The organism is Pseudomonas sp. TWR1-1-3, assembly GCF_049896805.1.
GTDB lineage: Bacteria > Pseudomonadota > Gammaproteobacteria > Pseudomonadales > Pseudomonadaceae > Aquipseudomonas > Aquipseudomonas bubulae.
Genome location: NZ_JAFCUZ010000004.1, coordinates 80,922 through 104,464 on the forward strand (window position 1 = coordinate 80,922; position 23,543 = coordinate 104,464).

The following is a 23,543-nucleotide window of genomic DNA, read 5'->3' on the forward strand; positions in this document are numbered from 1 at the left end:
CAAAGGTCGGAAAGCGGCCCGGGTGTTGCAGTAAAAATACTGTCATCCAACAGGAATACGGTTTCACGCGGTCTGCGTGAATCAAGACTTCGGCACGGAAGCGGCTTAACCCCCCCTTCTGTACGTCCCGAAGTTGTTATGCCCGGTTCATTACCGGTTGTAGTGCTTCAGGACGGAACGGTGGGCACCCAAAAGGCGCCCAAACAAACATAGAGAATGTGGAGACACCCCCATGCAAACCGATACAACTCGCGAGAACTCGCAGGGTACCGATTCAAATCTGGATCTGTCTGCGACCGCGCCAGGCCAGCTGCGCGTGATCAAACGTAACGGGGCTGTGGTTCCTTACACCGATGACAAGATCACCGTTGCCATCACCAAGGCGTTTCTCGCAGTTGAAGGCGGCAATGCTGCCGCTTCGTCGCGCATTCACGACACCGTTGCGCGCCTGACCGAACAGGTCACCGCAACTTTCAAGCGTCGCATGCCATCGGGTGGCACCATCCACATCGAAGAAATCCAGGACCAGGTAGAACTGGCCCTGATGCGCGCCGGCGAGCAAAAAGTGGCCCGCGACTATGTGATCTACCGTGACGCACGCTCCAAGGAACGCGCCAACCGCGCACCGGCCGAAGACGCCGTGCAGGCTCACCCGTCGATCCGCATCACCCGTGCCGACGGCACCTTCGCCCCTCTGGACATGGGTCGCCTGAACACCATCGTTTCCGAGGCCTGCGAAGGTCTGGAAGAAGTGGACGGCGAGCTGATCCAGCGCGAAACCCTGAAAAACCTCTACGACGGCGTAGCGCTGAGCGACGTCAACACCGCCCTGGTGATGACCGCCCGCACCCTGGTAGAGCGTGAGCCGAACTACTCGTTCGTGACCGCGCGCCTGCTGATGGACACCCTGCGTGCCGAAGGCCTGAGCTTCCTGAAAGTAGCTGACAGCGCCACCCACCACGAGATGGCTGACCTGTACGCCAAGGCCCTGCCTGCCTACATCGCCAAGGGTATCGAGTTCGACCTACTGAACCCGGTGCTGGCCACCTTCGACCTGGAAAAACTGGGCAAGGCGATCAACCACGAGCGCGATCAGCAGTTCACCTACCTGGGCCTGCAAACCCTGTACGACCGTTACTTCATCCACCACGATGGCGTGCGTTTCGAACTGCCGCAGATCTTCTTCATGCGCGTGGCCATGGGCCTGGCGATCGAAGAGAAGCAAAAAGAAGACCGTGCCATCGAGTTCTACAACCTGTTGTCGTCTTTCGACTACATGGCCTCGACACCGACCCTGTTCAACGCCGGTACCCAGCGTCCGCAGCTGTCCAGCTGCTACCTGACTACCGTGCCGGACGACCTGTCGGGCATCTACCACGCGATCCACGACAACGCCATGTTGTCGAAATTCGCCGGTGGCCTGGGCAACGACTGGACTCCGGTACGTGCATTGGGTTCGTGGATCAAGGGCACCAACGGCAAATCCCAGGGCGTTGTACCGTTCCTGAAAGTGGTGAACGACACCGCCGTAGCCGTTAACCAGGGTGGCAAGCGCAAAGGCGCTGTATGTGCCTACCTGGAAACCTGGCACATGGACATCGAAGAGTTCATCGAGCTGCGCAAGAACACCGGTGATGACCGTCGTCGTACCCACGACATGAACACCGCCAACTGGATCCCTGACCTGTTCATGAAGCGCGTCTTCGATGACGGCCCGTGGACCCTGTTCTCGCCGTCCGAAGTACCGGATCTGCACGACCTGACCGGCAAGGCCTTCGAAGAGCGCTACGAGTACTACGAAGCACTGTCCCAGTACCCGGGCAAGATCAAGCTGTTCAAGACCATTCAGGCCAAAGACCTGTGGCGCAAAATGCTGTCCATGCTGTTTGAAACCGGCCACCCTTGGCTGACCTTCAAAGACCCGTGCAACCTGCGCAGCCCGCAGCAGCACGTGGGCGTGGTTCACAGCTCGAACCTGTGCACCGAAATCACCTTGAACACCAACAAGGACGAAATCGCGGTTTGCAACCTGGGCTCGATCAACCTGCCGAACCACATCGTCAACGGCAAGCTGGACACCGACAAGCTCAAGCGCACCATCGACGTCGCCGTTCGCATGCTCGATAACGTGATCGACATCAACTACTACTCGGTACCGCAAGCGCGCAACTCGAACTTCAAGCACCGTCCGGTTGGCCTGGGGATCATGGGCTTCCAGGACGCCCTGTACCTGCAGCACATTCCTTACGCTTCGCAAGCAGCCGTGGAATTTGCCGACAAGTCGATGGAAGCGGTCAGCTACTACGCGATCCAGGCGTCCTGCGACCTGGCTGACGAGCGTGGCGCTTACGAGACATTCCAGGGTTCGCTGTGGTCCAAAGGCATCCTGCCGCTGGATTCGCAACAGATTCTGATCGAGCAGCGCGGCCAGAAGTACATTGACGTTGACCTGAACGAATCCCTGGACTGGGCACCGGTTCGCGCCCGTGTACAAAAAGGCATTCGCAACTCCAACATCATGGCCATCGCACCGACCGCCACCATCGCCAACATCACCGGCGTATCGCAGTCGATCGAACCGACCTACCAGAACCTGTATGTGAAATCGAACCTGTCGGGCGAATTCACCGTGATCAACCCGTACCTGGTTCGCGACCTCAAGGCCCGCGATCTGTGGGACTCGGTCATGATCAACGACCTGAAGTACTACGACGGTTCCGTGCAGCAGATCGAACGCATCCCGCAAGAGCTCAAAGAGCTGTATGCCACTGCGTTCGAAGTGGACACCAAGTGGATTGTTGACGCCGCCAGCCGTCGTCAGAAGTGGATCGACCAGGCGCAGTCGCTGAACCTGTACATCGCTGGCGCTTCGGGCAAGAAGCTGGACGTGACCTACCGCATGGCCTGGTACCGTGGTCTGAAAACCACCTACTACCTCCGTGCCCTGGCTGCGACCAGCACCGAGAAGTCCACCGTCAACACCGGCAAGCTCAACGCAGTATCGAGCGGCAAAAACAGTGAAGACGTTGCCGCGGCCCCAGCCGGCCCGGCACCGGTGCCAAAGGCTTGCGCCATTGACGAGCCGGATTGCGAAGCTTGCCAATAAGCTGAGCAGGCAGGCGGGTCAAACCGCCTGACCCAAAACCCCCGTTAAACCCTGGCAACAGTTGGGTTTGGCGGGGGTTTTTGTTTTTTTTGCGCAGTTAAACAATGCCCCCCCTGGCGTGCTCAAAACTCGGCAGAAAACCACCCTACGCCCCCCCTAAACAGTGCATGCGCGCTACAAAATGAATCACTCTGCACATTCAACTTCAGTAATAACCTACCAAAACATGCATATTGCACACCCTAAAGCATGAGGTCTGCCCGCTTTTCTCGTATTTCCCCGCCCCGGCAAAACAGGCCCGCTTATTGCTCTAGCCCCGAGGTGGCACCGATATCGGCGCACCCCATTCGAGGCGGAGAAATAGACCATGAGTTCACCCGGCGATTTTCCTTTGAGCGAAGCCCCGCGTTCAGCGCGCAAGGGGCTGTTGTCGATTTCGATGGTGCTGTTCAGCTTTACCTTCTTTACCGGCACCATGTTCGCCGGTGGCAAGCTGGGCATGGCCTTCAACTTTGTCGATATGCTGTGGATTGCGGCCATCGGCAATACCCTGCTGGCGCTGTATGCCGCCGCCCTGGCCCTGATCGCTTCGCGCAGCGGCCTGCACACGGTGCTGATGGGACGCTTCTGCTTTGGTGAGGCCGGTAGCCGCCTCTCGGACTTCCTGCTCGGTTTTGCCGAACTCGGCTGGTACGCCTGGGGCACGGCAACGGTGGCCATCGTGCTGGTGAAGATGCTCGGCCTGGCCGAAGGCTTCACTCTGCCCTTGATGGTGTTTTTCGGCATGGGCTTCAGCATCACGGCGATCATCGGCTACAAAGGCCTGGATGTGCTGTCGCGGGTTTCGGTGCCGCTGATGTTTGTCCTGCTGATCGTCTCCATGTATATCGCCACGCAGCATGTCGGCGGGTTTTCCGGGCTGGCAGCGGTGATCCCGGAGCAGACCATGACCGTCTCGGCAGCCATTACCATGGTCTTTGGCACCTTCGCCAGCGGTGCCACCCAGGCCACCAACTGGACGCGGCTGTCGCGCAGCGGACGCATCGCCGTGACCGCCAGCGTGGTCAGCTTTCTGCTGGGCAATGGCCTGATGATCGTGGCCGGCGCCTGGTGCGCCATGGTTTATCAACAGGCCGACATCGTCGAAGTGATGATGCTGCAAGGCCTGTCGTTTGCCGCCGTAGTCATGCTGTGCCTGAACCTGTGGACGATCCAGGGCCCGACCATCTACAACGTGGCCGCTGCCACCTGCCATCTGGTGCGCAGCGAACGCCGGCGCACCATGACCCTGCTCGCCGCCGCCGTGGGCGTGCTGCTGGCGATGGGCGGCATGTATGAAATGCTGATTCCGTTTCTGGTGCTGCTGGGTTCGGTCATCCCGCCCATTGGCGGCGTGATCATGGCCGACTTCTGGTTTCGCCATCGCGGCAAATACCCGGCCCTGGCCAGCGTCCAGTTACCTCGCTACAACCTGGCAGGGCTGACCGCCTATGCCGTGGGCGCCTTGCTGGCCTATTTGTCGCCATGGATTGCGCCTCTGGTAGGCATTGGCGCATCGGCCATCGTCTATATCGTGCTGCTGAAACTCAGCCGTCAACCGGCGGTGCTGCCCACCGTCCAGGAGCCCCTTTGAGCCTGACCGTTGAAGAGATCCTGGCCCTGCCCGGCCTCGAAGAGATGACCCTGCGGGCCGGCGCACGCAACCGCCAGCGCAGCGTGCGCTGGTCCTATGTGGCCGAGAACGAAGGCATCGCCGGCTGGGTCATGGGCGGTGAGCTGGTGTTTGTCACCGGGATCAACCACCCCCGTGACGAGGCCAACTTGCTGCGCCTGATCGACGAAGGCAGTGACTGTGCGATTGCCGGACTGGTGATCCTGACCGGCGAGACCTTCATCCACAGCATTCCCCCATCGGTGATTGCACTGGCCGAAGCCCGCGGCGTGCCCCTGATCGAGCAACCGTACTTGCTGAGAATGGTCATCGTCACCCATTTGATTGGTACTGCACTGGTACAAATGGCCCAGACCAAACGCTCGCGCCACGACATTCTGGCGCAACTGCTCAGTGGCGATTACCCCAGCCTGGCCACCCTCCGCCAGCGCGCAACGCACTTGCAGCTGGCGCTGGACCAACCGTGCCGCCTGGTTGCGCTACGCTTGTCAGCAGTCAGTGTACTGTTTGCCAGTCACGCACCCGAGGAGGCAGAACGCCTGTTGCAACACACCCGCCAGACCGTACAGGATCACCTCGACGTGTGGAGCCGTGCCCTGCCCCGCGCGTTGCCGGTGATCGTGCAGGGTGATCTGTTCATCCTGTTGCTCGCTGAAGACAACAACCTGCGCACAGAACTGGCGAGCCTGTATCGGGACTTGCAGGCCATCATCGGTAATCTGGCGCTGTTTATGGGGCTGGCAGGCAAGGTCGAGGATTGCGCCCATTATCACCGGGCCCTGAACGAAGCACGCCAGGCGCTGGATGTTGCAGAAAACCTGCGCCCGGCCACCGGCCTCTGCGATTTCAGCGAACTGGGCGTGTTGCGTCTGCTGCAGGCCGTGGGCGAACGCTCGGTGATCGAGGCTTTCGTACAGCAAACCCTGGGGCCGCTGATCGAACCCAACCGCAAGCAACCCCATACCTTGATCGATACCCTGGATGCCCTGCTCCAGGAGAACGGTAACGCACTCAAGGCCGCGCAACGCCTGAGCATCCATCGAAATACCATCAATCAACGCATGCAACGCATCGAGCAAAACAGCGCCCAGTCGCTCGATGATCCCTTATTCAGAATGAATGCTTCGGTGGCCCTGCTGGTGTGGCGCATGTCCGAAGCTCAACGACAGGAACGACCATGAAGATCATCAATGCCACACTGCGTAAAACCTCGGGTCTGCACACGGTCACCTGTGAAGGTGCGCTGATCAGTGCCATCACCCTGCAGGCAGGCAGCGTGCCGGCGCAAGCCGGCGATATCGACGCCCGCGGTCAGTTGCTGATTGCGCCTTTTGTAGAACCGCATATCCATCTGGACGCGGCCCTGACCGCCGGCCAGCCCGAGTGGAACCTCAGCGGCACCCTGTTCGAAGGCATCGAACGCTGGGCGCAGCGCAAGGAAACCATCACCCATGAAGACACCAAGCAGCGTGCCCACGCCACTGTCCGCATGCTGGCCGAACACGGCATCCAGCATGTGCGCACCCATGTCGACGTCACCGATCCAACCCTAGCTGCCTTGCGGGCGATGATTGAAGTGCGCGATGAAACCCGCCACCTGATCGACCTGCAAATCGTGGCATTCCCCCAGGAAGGCATCGAGTCCTATGCCGGTGGCCGTGAGCTGATGACCCTGGCCGTGGAGCTGGGCGCCGATGTGGTGGGGGGCATCCCGCACTTTGAAAACACCCGCGAGCAGGGAGTCAGTTCGATCAAGTTCCTGATGGATCTGGCCGAGCGCACGGGGTGCCTGGTGGACGTGCATTGCGACGAAACCGACGATCCCCACTCGCGCTTTCTTGAAGTGCTGGCCGAAGAGGCCCGGGTACGCGGCATGGGCAGCCGGGTGACCGCCAGTCACACCACAGCGATGGGTTCGTATGACAATGCCTACTGCTCCAAACTGTTTCGTTTGCTCAAGGCATCAAAGATCAACTTTGTCTCGTGCCCGACCGAAAGCATCCATTTGCAGGGTCGTTTTGATACCTTCCCGAAACGCCGTGGCGTGACCCGGGTGGCCGAAATCGACCGTGCCGGCATGAACGTGTGCTTTGGTCAGGACTCGATCCAGGACCCGTGGTATCCGCTGGGTAATGGCAATATTTTGCGGGTGCTGGATGCAGGGCTGCATATCTGCCACATGATGGGTTTTGAAGACCTGGCGCGCAGCCTGGACCTGGTCACCGACAACAGTGCACGGACGCTGAATCTGGGTGAGGGATACGGTATCGCAGTGGGCCGCCCGGCGAACCTGGTGGTGCTGGATGCCGACAGTGATTACGAAGCGGTGCGCCGCCAGGCCAAGGCGCGGGTATCGATCCGCGCTGGCAAGGTGCTGATGACGCGGGTACCGGAGCAGGTGGAGTTCAGCTGAGACCCGCGACGAACATGGTGGGAGCGGGCTTGCTCGCGATGGCATCAGCCCGGTTTGCCTGACATGCCGCAGCGTCTGCATCGCAGGCAAACCAGCTCCCGCAGGTTATATATTGCTCACGCACCCGATGCCCGCAGGATCATGGTCGCAGCGCTATCACGTCATCTGAATGATGGTCTGCATGATGGTGCTTTGGGTCGAGATGGTTTTGGCGTTGGCCTGGTAGTTGCTCTGGGCCTTGATCAGGTCCACCAGCTCACTGGTCAGGTTAACGTTGGAATCTTCCAGCGAGTTGGACTGGATGGCGCCCAGGCTGCCGACCTTCGGTGCGTCGTAGCCCGCCACGCCCGAGGCGTAGGTCTCTTTCCAGGCCGTGCCGCCCACTGGTTGCAGACCCTGCTCATTGGTAAAGCTGGCCAGGGAAATCTGGCCAATGGCACGGCTCTGGTTGTTGCTGAAGTTGGCGAACATCACACCCGAACCGTCGATGGTCAGGTTGTTGATCTGGCCGGTAGCGTAGCCGTCCTGGGTCGGCGGGTTGCGCGAGGTGTCGGTGTTGTACTGAGTGGTTTTGGCCATGTCGATGGCAATCCCGGTGTCCTTGGCTGCCGCGCCGTTGGACGCCCACTTGCCATTGACCATGGCGCCCGGCATCCAGGTGCTGACGGTCAGGGTGTTGCTGACGATATCGGGTTCGCCGGCCACCGGGTTGGGCGTCGTCACACTGGTCAGCCCGCCGGCTGAGTCGAATTGCATGATCGAAGCCACCGGCGCCTTCGCGCCGTCTCCGCTCACTGCGCTGCCATCGGGGTTGCGACCGTCAATCAGGGTGTAGGCCTTCCAGGTATTGGCACCGGTCTTGACCATGTACTGGTCCATCGGGTGTGGATTGCCCTGGGTATCGTAGACCGTAGTACTGAAGCTTTTCGTATAGGATTCAGCTTTGCTCGGGTCGAACGGGTTGGCGGTCTGATCAATCACCGCAGCGTTGGAATTGAGGTTGATCGTCGAGTCCACCGAGCCCGTCGCCTTGGGCGCCAGGTTGGAAGTATCGATGCGCAGATCGGTCAATACGCCATTAACGATATTGCCATTGGCATCCACGCCATAGCCCTGCAAGCGCGCAGTGCCATCAGAGCTGGTGACAAAGCCGTCTTTGTCGGCCTTGAACGTACCGGCGCGGGTATAGCTCAGGGAGCCGTTGTCACTGAGCACGAAAAAGCCGCTGCCCTGGATGCCCATATCCAGCAGGTTGCCGGTGTTGTTAACCGCACCTTGACCAAAATTTTGCGAGACCGCTGCCAGGTTCACGCCACTGCCGATGGTCTTGCTGCCGGTACCCAGCTTGCTGGCCGAGTAGATATCGGCGAATTCCGCACGCGAGGCCTTGAAGCCGGTGGTCGCAGAGTTGGCGATGTTGTTGCCGGTCACGTCCAGCTGCTTGTTCGCCGCATAGAGGCCGCTAAGGCCGATATTGAATGACATGTTTCTCTCCTTGAGGCGTATGAGTCGGCTTACAAGCCAATGGTCTGGACTTTGGACATGCCAATGCTGCCCAGGCCTGCGAGGTTGAGCATGATTTCACCGCCGGTCTTGCTCAGGGTCACGCTGTTGACCGTGGCTGGCAGATAGGTGGTGAGCGCCGTGGTACCGGCGTCGGTTTTGCTGGATGCGGTGAAGGTGTAGGAGCCCTTTTCCAGCAGCACACCCTCGTCGTCCTTGCCATCCCAGGTGAACTCCGCGTTGCCGGCTTTCTGGGTGCCCATGTCGATGGTGCGAACCACCTCACCGTCGGCATTGGTGATGGTGATAACGGGTTTGGAGTCAGCATCCTTGACCACCACGGTGCCGTTGAAGGGCTTGTCGCTGGCCGGATCCACATAGGCTTCGCCGGTCTGCACGATCACCGAACGCCCCACCAGCGACGAGGCCTGCAACGCCTGCGAAGACTGGAAGTTGCCGGAGATCGAATTGACCGTATCGTTGAGCGTGGTGATGCCTTCCAGGCTGCTGAACTGCGCCAGTTGCGCAACGAACGCCGTGTTGTCCTGCGGGTCCAGCGGGTTCTGGTTTTTCAGCTGGGTGACCAGCAGTTGCAGGAACGCATCCTTGCCCAGCGCCGTGTTGCCGGATACCGCCTTGGAGGCCGCCGCCAGGCTGGTGTCAGTGGTCTTGGCCTGGGCGGAGTTGGCGAGTACCTGGTTAAGGGTCAAGCCGCTGGTGGAATCGGTCACACTCATTTGCGTCGCCCCTTATCACTGACCGAGGGTCAGGACCTTCTGCATCATGGTTTTGGCGGTATTCATCAGCTCGGCGTTGGTCTGGAACGAACGACTGGCGGAAATCATGTCGGCCATTTCTTCAACCACATTGACGTTGGGGTAATACACATAGCCCTTGGCGTCGGCAGAAGGATGGTTGGGCTCGTAGCGGGCCTGCAACTCGCTCTGGTCTTCAACCACACCCAACACCTGCACGCCCTGGCCGGCGGCGTCCTGGTTCTGGAACAGCGAGTCGCCGCTGCTGTTGCCTTGCGCACCTTGAAACATAGTGGCAAACACCGGGTGGCGGGCGCGGTAGGTCTGGTCGATGCTCGACGACACCGTATCGGCGTTGGCGATGTTGCTGGCCACGGTGTTCAGGCGCGTGGTCTGGGCGCTCATGCCGCTACCGGCAATATTGAAGACACTGGATAGAGACATGGATCACTCCCCGCGCAGGGCCGACATCAGCCCTTTGAATTTGCTGTTGAGCAGGGTGAAGCTGGCCTGGAAGTTGACCGCATTCTCTGCATAGTTCGACTGCTCAAGCTGAGCGTCCACGGTGTTCTGATCGATCGACGGCTGCATCGGCGTGCGGTACAGCAGCGACTCGTCGCCGCTGCTCAGGCCCTGGGCTTCGATATGGCGGGTGTTGGTCTTGTTCAACGCAAACGTGCCGTTCTGGTTTTTGTCGTTCTGGGCGGCGAGTACAGAGGCGAAATCCAGATCCCGAGCCTTATAGTTCGGGGTATCGGCGTTGGCGATGTTGTTGGCCAGTACTTCAGCGCGCTGGGCACGAAAGCCCAGGGCCTGTTCATGGATACCAAGCGCTTTATCGAAGCTGATGCTCATCTCGAAAAACCTTTGTGGGCTGACCTGAGAGTGTGGTTCAGGTTTTACATGACAGGGATAGAGCAAACCCCGTGCCAGTTTTTACAGCCCCGTAACACAAGGGTTTGCCGGGAGGTGGGAGATGGCAATGGCAAAAAAGCGGCAATGCTTGACCGCTGACTGCCGGTTTTCTGCCGCTTTGCTTTGGATTCGTCGTAGCAGCTGGCGAAAGAACGAGGCTGCGTTCGGCGACGAAGTCGTCGTAAAAACCCTGGTAGGCGGGTTTGACTGTTACACCGCAGCCCCTGATTTTGCGACTGCTTCGCAGCCGAACGCAGCCTCGTTCCTTCGACAGCTGCTACGGGGTTTTCTCAGCCTATTTGGCTTGGTAAATGATCCCCGGGCTGCATTGCACCATCTGGTAGTGGTCCGGCAAGCCGTTGAGGGCTTCAGAGGCGCCCAGAAACAAATACCCGCCCGGCTTCAAGGTGCTGTGAATGCGCAGCAGGATGTCTTTTTTCACTTCGGCCGAGAAGTAGATCAGCACGTTGCGGCAAAACACGATGTCGAACTTGCCGAAGCTGGCGTAGCTGTCCAGCAGGTTGAACGGGCGAAACTCCACGCGGTTTTTGATCGGCGCCTTGATCACCCAACGCCCCGGTCCCTTGGGATCGAAATAACGTTGCAGGCGCTCCGGTGACAGGCCCCGGCCAATGGCCAGGTTGTCGTATTCGCCGGTGCGGCAGGTGTTGAGCATCTGCGCTGACAGATCGGTGGCAAAAATCTGCACGCCGGCTTTGAGCTGCCCAAGGTTGCTGCGCTCGAATTCGTCAATCGCCATCGACAGCGAGAACGGCTCCTGCCCCGAAGAGCAGGCCGCCGACCAGATACGCAGGCGCTGGCCGGGGCTGGCCTTGATTTGCTCCGGCAACACCTTGTTTTTCAGCACTTCAAAGGGATAGGTATCGCGAAACCACAGGGTTTCGTTGGTGGTCATGGCATCGACCACCTGCTCGCGCAACCCGCTGCGCGGCTGAGCCTGGATGCGTTGAATCAGCTCGCCTAACGACTTGATGCCCTGCTGCTCCATCAATTTGTTGAGGCGGCTGGAGACGAGGTACTGCTTGTTCTCACCCAGCAAAATGCCACAGGCTTTTTCCAGGAATACCCGGAACTGTTCAAAATCCAAATTAGCCGTCGACAAATGATCCTGCCTCTTAAATCGTTTTGACCGCCAAGGGCTGCGCCCCTAGCTGTGGTCTGCTGCTTTGATCCGGTCAACTACCCGGGTTGCCAGGTCATCAGGGCGGAACTTGGCCAAAAAGTCATCGGCACCGACTTTTTTGACCATCGCCTGATTGAATACCCCGGACAACGAAGTATGCAGAATGATGTGCAAGTTTTGCATCCGCGGGTCGTTGCGGATTTCAGCTGTCAGGGTGTAGCCGTCCATTTCCGGCATCTCGATATCCGAGATCATCATCAGAAACTCTTCAGACGGGTTCTTGCCCTCGTCCACCAGCTTGCGCAGGTAGTCGAGCGCCTGGCGCCCGTCGTTCAACGACACCACTTCAACACCCACCGATTGCAGGCAACGGGCAACCTGCTTGCGCGCCACCGACGAATCGTCAACGGTCAGCACCCGCAATGACAGCGCCTTGCTTTGGGTTTCAACATCCACCACGCCCTGGCTGATGGTTTCAGACGATGGCGAGACTTCCGCCAGCACCTTTTCCACGTCGATGATTTCGACCAGTTGCTCGTCCATGCGGGTCACGGCCGTCAGGTAATGGTCGTGACCGGTGCCCTTGGGCGGCGGATGAATGTCTTCCCAGTTCATATTGACGATACGCTCCACTGAACGCACCAGAAAGCCCTGGGTCTTGGTGTTGTACTCGGTGATGATCACAAACGGGTTACTTTGATCCTTCAAGGCTCCCGCGCCGGTGGCCATCGCCAGGTCGAGAATCGGTATGGTCGCGCCGCGAATGCTCGCCACACCGCATACCACGGGGTGGGACTTGGGGATCAGGGTCAGCTTGGGGCATTGCAGCACCTCGCGGACCTTGAACACATTGATCCCGTAAAGCTGTGGCCCATCCAGGCGAAACAGCAACAGCTCCAGGCGGTTTTGCCCCACCAGTTGAGTGCGCTGGTTAACCGCATCCATCACTCCGGCCATACTCAGCTCCTCTTAAAAACTTCAAGTTTCAACCCGCATATTCCGAAAACGGCACGGGGCTTGCTTTTTATCGGTCATGAACGCAAAAACGACAAAATCCTGCCACCGACCTTTCCTGCCGAGTCTGCGCCGCTGTGGTCTGAGCGCGCTGGCGGCGGGCACCTTGCTTGCACTCAGCACTTATAGCAGGGCTGACGCGTTTACATCGCCTGAACAGCTTATCGGCGTGACCCAGGGCTTTCTTGAATTCACGGTTGAAGACTACCTGGCCACCAGCCAGACCGAGGGTCGATATCAGATCCAGGTCAACAATCTTGACCCGCGCCTGCGCCTGGCCCAGTGCGACAAGGATTTGACAGCTTCCCTCGAAAGCCCGGCGCAACCCATGGGCCGGGTAATCGTGCGCGTACGCTGCGAAGGGCAGTCGCCGTGGACCATCTTTGTGCCGGCCCAGGTCAAACTGTTCCGCGACGTAGTCACCGTCAATCACCCGCTCAAGCGCGGCATGGTTATCGACTACCCCGACGTGACCCTGCGCGAGCGCGATGTCAGCCTGATCAGCCAGGGCTACCTGACCGCCACCGAGCTGGCCGTGGGGCAAAAATTGCTCAGGCCCATGGTCACCGACCAGGTGCTGACCCTCACCCACCTGGAGCAGGCCGCAGCCGTGCGCAAGGGCGATCATGTGGTGATCAGCGCCCGCAGCGGCACATTAAGTGTCAAGATGCCCGGCGAAGCCCTGTCAGACGGTGGCCTTAGCGAGCAAATACGGGTAAAAAACCTGAACTCCAAGCGTGTTATCCGCGCCAGGGTGACAGCACCCGGGCAAGTAGAAGTGGCATTATAGGAAAGTTGGCATCAGTCTCGCGACTTTCCTACACTGTCATTTGACGCAGATCAGTACAGCTCTGTGTGAAGCCATGATTAATCGAGCCTAAAGTTTTTCCGGGTATGGCCGAAAACATGGCAAGCGTCCAAATACCCCGAGGTTTAACGTTATGGTCATCGACTTCAGTCGTCTCAACAGCGCCCCGCCCCTGACCGGCATTACACGCAGTAACGCCAGCCAGGAAACCGGCAGCGCCACGCAAGCGGCCCCGGCAATAATCCCTGAGCAAAACGGCGTCAGCGCCCCAAGCGGGGAATCTGTTCACCTCAGCCAAGAGGCTCAACAGTTGCAGAAGATCAGCGACTCGTTGCGTGACCAACCTGTAGTCGACAAAAATCGGGTGGCAGAGCTTAAACAAGCCATCGCGGACGGCAGCTACAAAGTCGACAGCGACCGGATCGCCAGCAAACTGCTTGACATGGAAGCCCAGCGCTAGGCCAACGGCCAGTGCCGCGCTTTTGGACGCTTAACTCCCAGAGCCCGCCATGCACGACGAAAATTTACTGCAACTGATCAACGATGACCTCGCTCCTGCCGAGCAATTGCTCGGCCTGTTACAGGACGAATCCATCGCCCTCAAAGGCCGCGACATGCAGGTGCTGGAAAACATTCTGGCGCGCAAACAGTCGCTGATCATTTTGCTTGAGCAACATGGCCGCAGACGCAGCGAAATTCTCGCCAGCCTTGGCCTGGCCACCAACCGCAGCGGCCTCGAAAGCCTGGCCAGCCATTCCAGCGTGGGAACACAACTGCTCGCCCAGAGCGATGCACTGAACCAGCTGCTAGCGAAATGCCAGGCCGCCAACCTGCTCAATGGTCAGTCGATCCAGACCCAGCAGGCGATCACCGCCAACCAGTTGCGCATCCTCCATGGCGGCGAAGCCCCGTCTCTGTATGACGCACGCGGCACCACCTCGATGCTCAACAAGCACCGCGCCTACAGCCAGGCTTGAGCCCGCGCAACCACCGCATGTAGCGAGACACACAACATGATGGCAGAATGCCCATCTTTTGCGTGTCGCTGTATTTTGTCTGGAGATTGATCAAACGTGTTCGACGCCCAAGATGCTCCGCAACCGCCAAAGGTGCTTACCACGCCGTTGGAAATTGCCTCCAACTTGCGGATGCTGCAAGAGAGCCATGACCCGCTGATCATTACTTTCCAGGACCGCACCCAGCGCTTCCAGAGCTATGTGGTGGATGTTAATCGCGAGAGCAACACTATGGCCCTGGACGAAATGATCCCCCGTGACGGTGAGCGCTTTCTTGAAGCGGGGGTGCCGTTCAAGGTTGAGGGCTTCCATGATGGCGTGCGTATCGCCTGGGAGTGCACCACGGCGCTGACCATTGATGACCGTCATGAGCACCGCTGTTATCGCGGCGCGATGCCCTACGAAGTGGTGTACCACCAGCGCCGCAATGCATTCCGTGCGGCCCTGCGGCTGGCCAATCTGGTCAATGTGCAAGTGGCGGGTGACAAGCTCAAGGCGCCGATCAAGGGCAAGTTGCTGGACGTTTCGGCAACCGGCTGCAAATTGCGTTTTGAGGGGGATATCAGCCAGGGCATGCAACTGGGTCAGGTGTATGAGCGCTTCAGCGCCGACCTGCCGTTTGGCCTGATGTCGACACCGGTGGAGTTGCGCTACCTGCATTTTGAAGAGCGGCTGAACATCACCTTTGCCGGGATGCGCTTTCACAACATCAGCGGCGCGGTGCAGCGCCAGGTCGAGCGGTTTGTCTATCAACTGCAGCGCGAGGCGCGCCAGTTTGATAAAGACGATGATTATTGAAACAGTGGTCGCTGGCTTGCCTGCGATGCACAGGGCGCGGTCTGGCTGAAAAACCGCGCTGAAGCCATCGCGAGCAAGCCCGCTCCCACAGGGGTATTGCCTATGTCTTGGACTCTGGTTCCGGTTCTGGCTCCTGCTCCTCCACCACCGGTTCCTGCACCATCTGTTCCTGCACCACCTGCTCATCCACCCGCGGGTCAAGGGCGGCGACCAGCGGCGAGCTGGACATGCTGTCGGGCATGGCCACGTGATGCAGCGGCGCATCATCGACCTGGTGCAGGTTGGTCACCGCATTCGGGCGAATCCGCCATACCAGGATCAACCCCGCCACGCTGAAAAACCCATAGAGCATCTGGCTGCCAAACAGTTTCATCAGCACCCCCGCCACCAACGGCCCCACGCTTGCGCCCACGCCATAAGTCACCAGCAGCATGGCCGTCAGCGACACACGACGCTCCGGCTCGATATGGTCGTTGGCAAAGGCCACAGCCAGCGGATAGATGCAAAATTGCAGCAAAGCCGCCAGGCAACCGGCAATAAACAGTACCTGCATGGGCACCGCCGGCAAGATCGCCAATGGCAACGCAGCCACCGCCAGCAAGCCGGCGAAGATACGGATCAGCAACGGCCGGTCATAACGGTCGGACAACCAGCCCAACGGCCACTGCACCAGCAAACCGGCAAAAATGCAGCTACCCATATACAAGCCGACGAGTTCGGTAGACAGCCCTTGCTGCGATGCGTAGAGCGGTGCCAGACCGTAAAACGAGCCCACCAGCAAACCCGCGCCCATCACCGCAATCAACGACTGCGGCACACGCTTGATAAAAAATTTCGGGTCCATCGGCGCCGGGTGCAAAGGCGCCGGGTGAATACGCCGGGTCATGGCTACAGGCACCAGGCACAAGGCAAAACACAAGGCCACCACCATCAACAACTCGAGACCGAGCTGCGGGTGAACCGCCAGGATCAATTGCCCAAGCACCAGGCCCAAATAGGAGGCGATCATGTAGAGGCTGAACACCACGCCGCGCTGCCTGGCCTCGGCCTGCTCGTTAAGCCAGCTTTCGATGACCATGTACTGGCACATCATGCCCAGACCGACAATCACCCGCAGCAACAGCCAGATCGGCAGCCAGTCCGTCAGCCCGTGGCACAGCACCGCCGCACCGACAATACCGGCGCACGTGGCGTAGGCACGAATATGCCCGACCCTGGCAATCAGCCGGTGGCCGATCTTGCCACCCAGCACCAGGCCAAAATAGTTGGCCGCCATCAGCGCGCCGATCCACAGGCCGTCGACATTGTCCGCTGCCAGGCGCAGCGCCAGATAAGTACTCAACAGGCCGGAGCCGATCAACATCATCAGCGAGGCAAAATACAACGCTCTAAAGGACTTCCAGATCTGGTGCATTGGCTTTCCCTACGGCTCCTTGTGTCTGCCACCGGGAACAGGCCCGGCGCCACAGATTTAAACGGTCAAGCCTGAGCCGCAAGAACGCGACGTTCCCAGGGCGTGATTTCGTCATGGAAGCTGGTCAGTTCCAGCGTCTTGGACGCAACGTAACCTTCGATGAACTCAGTGCCGAACAGTTCAATCGCCATTTCACTACGGGCCAGGCGTGCCAGTGCCGCGTGCAAGGTGCAGGGCAATGTCAGCGCCTCGGGCACCTGGAACTCACCCTGGATCGCAGCACTCGGTTCAAGCCCACGCTCGATGCCATATAACCCTGCCGCGAGGCTGGCGGCAATTGCCAGGTACGGGTTGGCGTCCGCCCCCGGCAAACGGTTTTCAACCCGCCGCGCCGCAGGTGAGCTGGCCGGAATGCGTAAACCCGCACTCCGGTTGTCATGGGACCAGCACGCGTTGTTCGGCGACGCATAGGGGTGGAACAAGCGCTGATAGGAATTTACGTTCGGCGCAAACAACGCGGTAAAGTCCGCCATGCCCGCCTGCTGCCCGCCGATAAAATGGCGGAAGGTGGCTGTCGGCTGCCCCGCTTCGTCGCTGAACACGTTTCGCCCGCTGGCCGCCTCGACCACGCTCTGGTGAATATGCATCGAACTGCCGGCCGTGTGCGCCAGCGGCTTGGCCATGCACACCACGTTAAGGCCATGCTTGAGGGCAACTTCCTTGAGCAGGTGCTTGAACAGAAAAGTCTGGTCGGCCAACAGCATCGGATCACCGTGCAGCAGGTTGATCTCGAACTGGCTGACGCCCATCTCGTGCATAAAGGTGTCACGGGGCAAGCCCAGTGCCGCCATGCACAGGTACACCTCATTGAAAAAAGGCCGCAAGCCGTTGTTGGAGCTGATGCTGAACGCCGAAAATCCGTCTTCACGGCGCCCGTCCAGGCCCACGGGCGGGCGGAACGGCTGGGCCGGATCGGGGTTGTGCGCAAACACAAAAAACTCCAGCTCGGTCGCTACCACCGGCGCCAGCCCCCGCGCCGCGTAGCGGGCGATCACCGCCTTCAACTGGCCACGGGTCGACAGCCGCGAGCTTTCACCGCTGAGCTCATCGGCATCGCAAATGGCCAGGGCACGGGATGGCTGGCTCCAGGGCAGGCGATGAAGCTGGGTGAGGTCTGGCACCAAGGCAAGATCACCGTCCTCGCCGCCATAAAAGCGCGACTCAGGGTAGCCACCCATGATGCATTGCAACAGCACGCCACGGGCCATCTGCAAGCGCCGCCCTTCTATAAACCCCGCAGCAGTCATCACCTTGCCACGGGGCACGCCATTGAGGTCGGGGGTGACGCATTCAATCTCATCAATACCCGCCAATCGCTGTGCGAGCAAACCCTGGCCATCGCTATTCATGCCACTATCCTTGTTGTTAAGCAGGCCGCGCTGGGCAATGGCTACAAAATACGCACTGCCTGTTCGGAATTTCAAGCGAGCACCGCACAAATCTCGCGAAAACAGTGAACCTTCCTTCGGCAACTGCTACGGAGCTCGGCGTTTGTCTTATTTGCCGACTAGACTCTTCGCCCACTGTGTCAGGAAGACCCAAAGGAAGATCGATGAAGACGCTGCCCCCGCTTTATACCGGCCTGTTGCTGGCCAGCCTGTTCAGCCCCGCAGCCTTGGCCCAGATACCCAGCAGCGATGGCTATGTGCTGGATAAAGTCGTGCAGGTCAGCCGCCACGGAGTGCGCCCGCCTACCGAATCCAATGAAAAGCTGCTGACCTCGGTCACCCAGCGCAAATGGCCAACCTGGCTGGTGCCCTTCGGTAACCTGACCGGCCACGGCTATACCGGCGCGGTGGAAATGGGCCGTTACCGTGGTGAAGTGCTGCGGGCCGCCGGGCTGATCCCCCGGGGCTGCCCGGATGCCAGCCAGTTGCTGGTACACGCCAGCCCCCTGCAACGCACCAAGGCCACGGCCCAGGCCTTGCTCGATGGCATGTTCCCCGGCTGCGGCCTGCAACCGGGCTATGTCCACGGCAAGCAGGATGCCCTGTTCCAGGCCAATGAAATGCCCTTTGCCGCGCTCGATCCGGCCAAGGCCAAAGCCGAAATCCTCAAGGCTCTGGGCGGCAGCGTCGAAGCCGCACAGGCACGCTACAAACCCTTTGAAGAAAAACTCAGGGAGGTCGTCTGCCTGCCTGCCACCGATTGCCCGTATGGCAAACAGGACTGGACACTGGAACAAAACGCCAAGGGCCGTTTCGCGATCAAGGGCCTGAGCGCAGGTGCCAATATGGGCGAAGTGTTCCGTCTGGAATATAGCCAGGGCCTGCCACTGGACAAGGTCGCCTTCGGCAACGGCCGCACCGCCGCCGAGGTATCCAGCCTGATGGTGCTGACCAAGGCCAAGTACGACTACCTCAACGACATCCCCTATATCGCCAGCCGCGGCGCTTCCGAGCTGATGAACCAGATTGCCCTGGAACTCAAGCAGGGCACCCCGCTGGAGCAGAAAGACGCGCCGGATAGCCCGCCCGATGTACCGCTGATGCTGCTGGTGGCTCACGACACCAATATCTCTTACCTGCGCACCATGCTCGGCTTCGGCTGGAAGCAGGGAGATTACATCGCCAACAACATCCCGCCCGTGGGTACGTTGCAGTTCGAACGTTACAAGGAAGTCAAAACCGGCGAGTACTTTTTGCGCATCGCCTTTGAGGCCCAGTCAATGGACCAGATTCGTAACCTGACCCAACTGACCGCCACGCAAAAACCCCTCAGGAGCGATTTCCAAAGCGCCGGGGACTGCCGCAAAACCAGCGCAGGCCTGCTCTGCCCGCTCAAGGATGCGATGGTCAAAGTCGAGCAGAACATCGACCCCACCGCGCTGACGCCCTATACCTTCAACTAGCGGTGGTTAAGGCAGGGCTTGCTTCACGTTGCTGCAACCAGCACAGCAAGTCCTGCCCGCTCATGGGCCGCGCAAACCAGTAACCCTGCCCTTCAACACAGCCCATGGCCAGCAAACGCTGGGACTGTGCCTCGGTTTCAATCCCTTCAATAACCACCGACATACCCAAGGCTTTACCCAGGGCCAGAGTGCTGGCGATCACGGCGGCGCAACGCGGTTCATGCTCCAGGTTGCCCACAAATTCACCGTCCAGCTTGATTTCGTTGAATGGCAACTGGCACAGCCGCTGCAATGACGAAAAACCGGCACCAAAATCGTCAATTGATAACCGGCAGCCCATCATGCGCAGGCGCACCAGATTCTCCAGGCTGGCGACCGGAGCTTGCAGCAAACCGGTTTCAGTCAATTCGAAGGTCAACCTGGAGCCCGGCGTGACATGACGGGTCAGAACCCCCTTGAGGGTATAAGTCAGCTGACTGTTAGCCAGTTGCGACGCTTGCAGGTTGAACGCCATGTTCAAGGGATAACCCCGTGTCCGTGCTTGCTCTTGCAGGCTCAACGCCTGATCGAGTTGGGCAAACAGCAACTCGTCCATCAAGCCGCAGCGCTCCAGCACCGGGATAAATACCGCCGGCGGTAGCACGCCCTTATCGGGGTGCAGCCAACGGCAAAGCACTTCGACACCGGTCACATCGCCGGTTTGCAGATTGAACTTGGGTTGATACCAGGCCTGCAATTGCTGCAGGGCCAGAGCCTGACGTACTTCGTCCTCGCAAGCCAGTGACAGCGTGCTGCCCGGTACAGGTTCGAGCGTGCAGATAGTGCTTTGATACTTGAGTAACAGAGGTTGCAGCACAGCGGCATACAACGGTTTGCCGGCATCGCCAAGCAACTCGAGCCCCAACAGGGCAATGAGCTGATGCGCAGCACAACGCAAATCGGCCGACAGCGCACTGCTGACAATAATCGACCGGACTTGCCCCGTCCTGCCCACGCGACGCAAAAACGCCAGGCCGTCCATGCCATCCATCTGCAAATCGCACACGGCGATATCCACCGGCCCCACTTGCTGAAGAACCGTCAACGCCTGGCTGCCGTCACTGGCCTCAAACACGTCATGGCAACCCAGGGAGCGAAACATGCTTACCGCAACAGCACGCTGGAAACTGTCATCTTCCAGGATCAGGACACGCAGGGGATTTCCAGGCATTAAGATGAACCATCGAGAAACGGTGTAGGTTAATTATCTCGAATGCTGAAAGATTTTTACCTAGGAAAAGTCCCAATAAATGTAGGACTAATGCCAACCCTCCCGACTGGCGATTGAATGTCAGCGCGCGCTGCGACTGAATATACGGATCACTTCATCCAGGTGTTCGGCCATTGCCTGCCGTGCGGCGGGCGCATCGTGCTGCTCGAGCGCCAGCAGGATACGGCGGTGCTCATCTTCCGAGCGATGGGTCATATCCTGTGGGGTGTAGTGGTTTTGCAGGCGCTGGAACATGCTGCCGTAACGATGGCCCAATAGATGCTGGATCATCAGGGCATAGGCCGGGTTGTCCGAGGCCTGGGCAATGCGGATATGGAACAGACGATCGCCGGGGTGGGTGTGGGACCCTTCGCGGTTGTCCTGAACGTTGCGTTCAAAAGCTTCGCGGATGCCCGCCAACTCCTCGTCACTGGCATTGATCGCCGCCAGCGCCGCCGCTTCGGGCTCAATCAGGCGACGGGCCTGCAACAGCGCGAACGGTGGAATTTCGGCATTGAAGTCGATTTCAAGGTTCAGCTCGGGGTCCAGTTCTTTCCACTGGTTGCGCGTAGCCTGGGCCATAACCGGTTCATCTGACACCGCCTGCACCGGCGGCTCACAGACCAGTACCCCGTTACCGACGCGTACATCCACCAGACCTATCACTTCAAGCGCAATCATCGCCTCACGTACCGAGGCACGACTTACACCCAGCAACTTGGCCAGTTCACGCTCGGCTGGCAAACGGCTGCCCGGCGGAAATTCACCGCTGTCGATCAAGGCGCGTAGCTGATCAGCGATTTGCCGATAAAGCCGTTGGTTATCAATAACTTGAAATGGCATCAGGAAATAAGCTCTGGTTTGGACAGCATTCGACAAGCACTTGGAGCTGAAAAAGACGCTTGTTGAAGCTTGAGGTGCATGCTACAAAAGGCCCAATGGCCTGACCATTGGATGGATATCGTAAAGCGATCATAGCAAACCTTATCCTTGTACTTGTGTCGTTTTGCCATTTGCTACGCCCCCAATGGCCTGACCATTGGGCCAACTATAAAAACAATGACATCGTAACGGAGCACCCATGGATCTTTCCGGCAAACGTGTGCTGATCACTGCCGCTGCGCAGGGGATTGGCCAGGCCACCGTCCAGGCATACCTCGCCGCCGGTGCCGAAGTCTTCGCCGCCGATATCAATGCCGGCGCCCTCGACGCCCTTGAGGGCGCGCACAAACATGTTCTGGACGTCACCGATGCTGCTGCCATCGAGCGCCTGGCCAAACAGCTGGGCCCACTGGATGTGCTGTTCAACTGCGCGGGCGTGGTGCACAGCGGCACTATCCTGGAATGCGAAGAGAAGGACTGGAACTTCGCCCTGGACCTCAACGTGACAGCCATGTACCGCATGATCCGCGCTTTTTTGCCGGGCATGCTGGGCAGCGGCGGCGGCTCGATCATCAACATGGCCTCGGTCGCCTCCAGCGTCAAAGGCGTGCCCAACCGTTTTGCCTACTGCGCCAGCAAAGGCGCGGTGATTGGCCTGACCCGTTCTGTAGCGGCTGACTTTGTGAGCCAGAACATCCGCTGCAACGCCATCTGCCCCGGCACCGTCGACTCCCCTTCCCTGCGCCAGCGTATTCGCGAACAGGCCGAGCGCGAAGGCCGCAGCGTGGACGAGGTGTATGCCGCCTTTGCCGCGCGCCAGCCCATGGGCCGCATTGGCACCGCCGAGGAAATCGCCCAGTTGGCGCTGTACCTGGGCTCAAGTGCCAGCGGCTTTACCACCGGCACGGCACAAATCATTGATGGCGGCTGGAGTAACTAGCCGCAAGCTTTTGACCTTGTGGGAGCGGGCTTGCTCGCGATTGGATCGCTGCGCTGTATCAGGCAAATCGCGCTGATGCCATCGCCAGCAAGCCCGCTCCCGCAACAAGCCTGCTCCCACTGGGCCCTGCCCCTCCCCCAAAAAGGATTGTTTATGAAACTGCTGCGTTACGGTGAAAAAGGCCAGGAGCGTCCCGCCCTGCTCGACAACGACGGCCAACTGCGCGATTTGTCGGCAGTGGTCGCGGATATCGCAGGCCAGACCCTGAGCCCCGAAAGCATTGCCCGCCTGCAAGATATCGACCCGTCCACCCTGCCACTGGTTGAGGGCTCCCCCCGTATCGGCGCCTGCGTCGGCCAGGTCGGAAAATTTATCTGCATCGGCCTGAACTACGCCGACCATGCTGCCGAAACCGGTGCCGCAATCCCCGCCGAACCGGTGGTGTTCAGCAAATGGACCAGCGCCATCGTCGGCCCCAACGACAACGTCGAAATCCCGCGCAATTCGCGCAAAACCGACTGGGAAGTCGAGCTGGGTGTGGTGATCGGTAAAGGCGGTCGCTATATCAGCGAAAACCAGGCCATGGAACACGTGGCCGGTTACTGCGTGATCAACGACATCTCCGAGCGCGAGTTCCAGCTGGAGCTGGGCGGTACCTGGGACAAAGGCAAAGGCTGCGACACTTTCGGCCCGCTGGGCCCGTGGCTGGTGACCCGCGACGAAATCGCCGATCCGCACCAGCTCGACCTGTGGCTGGAAGTGGATGGCCACCGCTACCAGAACGGCAACACCCGCACGATGATCTTCCAGATCCCGAAAATCATCAGCTACCTCAGCCAGTTCATGAGCCTGCAACCGGGGGATGTGATTTCCACCGGCACCCCGCCAGGCGTCGGCCTGGGTATCAAACCCGAGCCTGTCTACCTGCGTGCCGGCCAGACCATGCGCCTGGGCATCAGCGGGCTGGGCGAACAACAGCAACGCACCGTGAACGCCGACTGAC

21 protein-coding genes are annotated in these 23,543 nt (G+C 59.6%); 11 read left to right on the top strand and 10 right to left on the bottom strand.

Annotation, left to right across the window (positions count from 1 at the left end):
* Positions 1-232: 232 nt before the first annotated feature.
* The 4 genes from ACP7BE_RS16000 (at position 233) to codA (ending at position 7,191) form a co-directional block, all read left to right on the top strand.
* A complete protein-coding gene (locus ACP7BE_RS16000; protein WP_095001817.1) occupies positions 233-3,106 on the top strand; it encodes a ribonucleoside-diphosphate reductase subunit alpha in 2,874 nt (957 codons plus the stop codon).
* Positions 3,107-3,473: 367 nt separating this feature from the next.
* Positions 3,474-4,739 carry a cytosine permease gene (codB, locus tag ACP7BE_RS16005; protein ID WP_426106494.1) on the top strand — a complete coding sequence of 422 codons (1,266 nt, stop codon included), beginning with the start codon at positions 3,474-3,476 and terminating at the stop codon, positions 4,737-4,739.
* Entirely contained in the window at positions 4,736-5,959 is a 1,224-nt protein-coding gene (locus ACP7BE_RS16010; protein ID WP_095021374.1) for a PucR family transcriptional regulator, read from the top strand. Before codB ends, ACP7BE_RS16010 begins: the two co-directional genes overlap by 4 nt.
* Positions 5,956-7,191: a cytosine deaminase gene (gene codA / locus ACP7BE_RS16015; RefSeq protein ID WP_426106496.1), complete on the top strand. Its 1,236-nt coding sequence runs from the start codon at positions 5,956-5,958 to the stop codon at positions 7,189-7,191. The genes ACP7BE_RS16010 and codA overlap by 4 nt, the downstream gene beginning before the upstream one ends.
* 156 nt (positions 7,192-7,347) lie before the next feature.
* Here the strand turns inward: codA and flgE are convergent, their stop codons facing one another.
* The 6 genes from flgE to ACP7BE_RS16045 all read right to left on the bottom strand — a co-directional run bounded on the left by flgE (position 7,348) and on the right by ACP7BE_RS16045 (position 12,465).
* Complete coding sequence (gene flgE, locus ACP7BE_RS16020; RefSeq protein ID WP_095001821.1) at positions 7,348-8,676, bottom strand: flagellar hook protein FlgE; 1,329 nt, start codon at positions 8,674-8,676, stop codon at positions 7,348-7,350.
* 29 nt (positions 8,677-8,705) lie between these two features.
* A complete protein-coding gene (flgD, locus tag ACP7BE_RS16025; protein WP_095001822.1) occupies positions 8,706-9,431 on the bottom strand; it encodes a flagellar hook assembly protein FlgD in 726 nt (241 codons plus the stop codon).
* 15 nt (positions 9,432-9,446) lie between these two features.
* Positions 9,447-9,893 carry a flagellar basal body rod protein FlgC gene (gene flgC, locus ACP7BE_RS16030; RefSeq protein WP_138738490.1) on the bottom strand — a complete coding sequence of 149 codons (447 nt, stop codon included), beginning with the start codon at positions 9,891-9,893 and terminating at the stop codon, positions 9,447-9,449.
* Positions 9,894-9,896: 3 nt separating this feature from the next.
* Positions 9,897-10,304, bottom strand: coding sequence for a flagellar basal body rod protein FlgB (flgB, locus tag ACP7BE_RS16035; protein WP_016782175.1), 408 nt, complete (start codon positions 10,302-10,304; stop codon positions 9,897-9,899).
* A gap of 355 nt (positions 10,305-10,659) precedes the next feature.
* Positions 10,660-11,487 carry a protein-glutamate O-methyltransferase CheR gene (gene cheR / locus ACP7BE_RS16040; protein WP_095001824.1) on the bottom strand — a complete coding sequence of 276 codons (828 nt, stop codon included), beginning with the start codon at positions 11,485-11,487 and terminating at the stop codon, positions 10,660-10,662.
* A gap of 45 nt (positions 11,488-11,532) precedes the next feature.
* A complete protein-coding gene (locus tag ACP7BE_RS16045; protein WP_095001825.1) occupies positions 11,533-12,465 on the bottom strand; it encodes a chemotaxis protein CheV in 933 nt (310 codons plus the stop codon).
* Between the two features lie 76 nt (positions 12,466-12,541).
* On the opposite strand from ACP7BE_RS16045, the gene flgA reads away from it, so the two are divergent.
* From flgA to ACP7BE_RS16065, 4 genes are all read left to right on the top strand, one after another.
* Entirely contained in the window at positions 12,542-13,312 is a 771-nt protein-coding gene (gene flgA, locus ACP7BE_RS16050) for a flagellar basal body P-ring formation chaperone FlgA (RefSeq protein WP_426106500.1), read from the top strand.
* 151 nt (positions 13,313-13,463) lie between these two features.
* Positions 13,464-13,790: a flagellar biosynthesis anti-sigma factor FlgM gene (gene flgM, locus ACP7BE_RS16055; RefSeq protein ID WP_426106502.1), complete on the top strand. Its 327-nt coding sequence runs from the start codon at positions 13,464-13,466 to the stop codon at positions 13,788-13,790.
* 49 nt (positions 13,791-13,839) lie between these two features.
* Entirely contained in the window at positions 13,840-14,307 is a 468-nt protein-coding gene (locus ACP7BE_RS16060; protein ID WP_095001828.1) for a flagella synthesis protein FlgN, read from the top strand.
* Between the two features lie 96 nt (positions 14,308-14,403).
* Positions 14,404-15,144 carry a flagellar brake protein gene (locus ACP7BE_RS16065; protein ID WP_169917105.1) on the top strand — a complete coding sequence of 247 codons (741 nt, stop codon included), beginning with the start codon at positions 14,404-14,406 and terminating at the stop codon, positions 15,142-15,144.
* Between the two features lie 100 nt (positions 15,145-15,244).
* Here ACP7BE_RS16065 and ACP7BE_RS16070 read toward each other — a convergent pair whose 3' ends face one another.
* Together ACP7BE_RS16070 and ACP7BE_RS16075 are read right to left on the bottom strand one after the other, a co-directional pair.
* A complete protein-coding gene (locus ACP7BE_RS16070; RefSeq protein ID WP_095001830.1) occupies positions 15,245-16,558 on the bottom strand; it encodes an MFS transporter in 1,314 nt (437 codons plus the stop codon).
* Positions 16,559-16,623: 65 nt separating this feature from the next.
* Positions 16,624-17,865 carry a glutamine synthetase family protein gene (locus tag ACP7BE_RS16075; RefSeq protein WP_165484567.1) on the bottom strand — a complete coding sequence of 414 codons (1,242 nt, stop codon included), beginning with the start codon at positions 17,863-17,865 and terminating at the stop codon, positions 16,624-16,626.
* Positions 17,866-18,170: 305 nt separating this feature from the next.
* On the opposite strand from ACP7BE_RS16075, the gene ACP7BE_RS16080 reads away from it, so the two are divergent.
* Positions 18,171-19,469 carry a histidine-type phosphatase gene (locus ACP7BE_RS16080; RefSeq protein WP_095022997.1) on the top strand — a complete coding sequence of 433 codons (1,299 nt, stop codon included), beginning with the start codon at positions 18,171-18,173 and terminating at the stop codon, positions 19,467-19,469.
* Here ACP7BE_RS16080 and ACP7BE_RS16085 read toward each other — a convergent pair.
* Positions 19,462-20,679, bottom strand: coding sequence for an EAL domain-containing response regulator (locus ACP7BE_RS16085; RefSeq protein ID WP_095019234.1), 1,218 nt, complete (start codon positions 20,677-20,679; stop codon positions 19,462-19,464). The genes ACP7BE_RS16080 and ACP7BE_RS16085 overlap by 8 nt on opposite strands.
* 120 nt (positions 20,680-20,799) lie before the next feature.
* Positions 20,800-21,561, bottom strand: coding sequence for a FadR/GntR family transcriptional regulator (locus ACP7BE_RS16090; protein ID WP_095001834.1), 762 nt, complete (start codon positions 21,559-21,561; stop codon positions 20,800-20,802).
* A 238-nt stretch (positions 21,562-21,799) separates the two neighbouring features.
* Here ACP7BE_RS16090 and ACP7BE_RS16095 point away from each other — a divergent pair, with 238 nt between their 5' ends.
* Positions 21,800-22,540 (top strand): SDR family oxidoreductase, encoded by a 741-nt coding sequence (locus ACP7BE_RS16095; RefSeq protein ID WP_095019233.1) that lies wholly within the window; start codon positions 21,800-21,802, stop codon positions 22,538-22,540.
* A 153-nt stretch (positions 22,541-22,693) separates the two neighbouring features.
* Positions 22,694-23,542 (top strand): fumarylacetoacetate hydrolase family protein, encoded by an 849-nt coding sequence (locus ACP7BE_RS16100; RefSeq protein ID WP_095019232.1) that lies wholly within the window; start codon positions 22,694-22,696, stop codon positions 23,540-23,542.
* Position 23,543 lies beyond the last annotated feature (1 nt).

What these genes read in the sequence shown, in the direction of transcription:
- ACP7BE_RS16000 (WP_095001817.1), top strand. Translation starts at nt 233, where the DNA reads ATGCAAACCGATACAACTCGCGAGAACTCGCAGGGTACCGATTCAAAT.
- codB (WP_426106494.1), top strand. Translation starts at nt 3,474, where the DNA reads ATGAGTTCACCCGGCGATTTTCCTTTGAGCGAAGCCCCGCGTTCAGCG.
- codA (WP_426106496.1), top strand. Translation starts at nt 5,956, where the DNA reads ATGAAGATCATCAATGCCACACTGCGTAAAACCTCGGGTCTGCACACG.
- flgE (WP_095001821.1), bottom strand. Translation starts at nt 8,676, where the DNA reads ATGTCATTCAATATCGGCCTTAGCGGCCTCTATGCGGCGAACAAGCAG.
- flgD (WP_095001822.1), bottom strand. Translation starts at nt 9,431, where the DNA reads ATGAGTGTGACCGATTCCACCAGCGGCTTGACCCTTAACCAGGTACTC.
- flgC (WP_138738490.1), bottom strand. Translation starts at nt 9,893, where the DNA reads ATGTCTCTATCCAGTGTCTTCAATATTGCCGGTAGCGGCATGAGCGCC.
- flgB (WP_016782175.1), bottom strand. Translation starts at nt 10,304, where the DNA reads ATGAGCATCAGCTTCGATAAAGCGCTTGGTATCCATGAACAGGCCCTG.
- ACP7BE_RS16045 (WP_095001825.1), bottom strand. Translation starts at nt 12,465, where the DNA reads ATGGCCGGAGTGATGGATGCGGTTAACCAGCGCACTCAACTGGTGGGG.
- flgA (WP_426106500.1), top strand. Translation starts at nt 12,542, where the DNA reads ATGAACGCAAAAACGACAAAATCCTGCCACCGACCTTTCCTGCCGAGT.
- flgM (WP_426106502.1), top strand. Translation starts at nt 13,464, where the DNA reads ATGGTCATCGACTTCAGTCGTCTCAACAGCGCCCCGCCCCTGACCGGC.
- ACP7BE_RS16060 (WP_095001828.1), top strand. Translation starts at nt 13,840, where the DNA reads ATGCACGACGAAAATTTACTGCAACTGATCAACGATGACCTCGCTCCT.
- ACP7BE_RS16070 (WP_095001830.1), bottom strand. Translation starts at nt 16,558, where the DNA reads ATGCACCAGATCTGGAAGTCCTTTAGAGCGTTGTATTTTGCCTCGCTG.
- ACP7BE_RS16075 (WP_165484567.1), bottom strand. Translation starts at nt 17,865, where the DNA reads ATGACTGCTGCGGGGTTTATAGAAGGGCGGCGCTTGCAGATGGCCCGT.
- ACP7BE_RS16080 (WP_095022997.1), top strand. Translation starts at nt 18,171, where the DNA reads ATGAAGACGCTGCCCCCGCTTTATACCGGCCTGTTGCTGGCCAGCCTG.
- ACP7BE_RS16085 (WP_095019234.1), bottom strand. Translation starts at nt 20,679, where the DNA reads ATGCCTGGAAATCCCCTGCGTGTCCTGATCCTGGAAGATGACAGTTTC.
- ACP7BE_RS16090 (WP_095001834.1), bottom strand. Translation starts at nt 21,561, where the DNA reads ATGCCATTTCAAGTTATTGATAACCAACGGCTTTATCGGCAAATCGCT.
- ACP7BE_RS16095 (WP_095019233.1), top strand. Translation starts at nt 21,800, where the DNA reads ATGGATCTTTCCGGCAAACGTGTGCTGATCACTGCCGCTGCGCAGGGG.
- ACP7BE_RS16100 (WP_095019232.1), top strand. Translation starts at nt 22,694, where the DNA reads ATGAAACTGCTGCGTTACGGTGAAAAAGGCCAGGAGCGTCCCGCCCTG.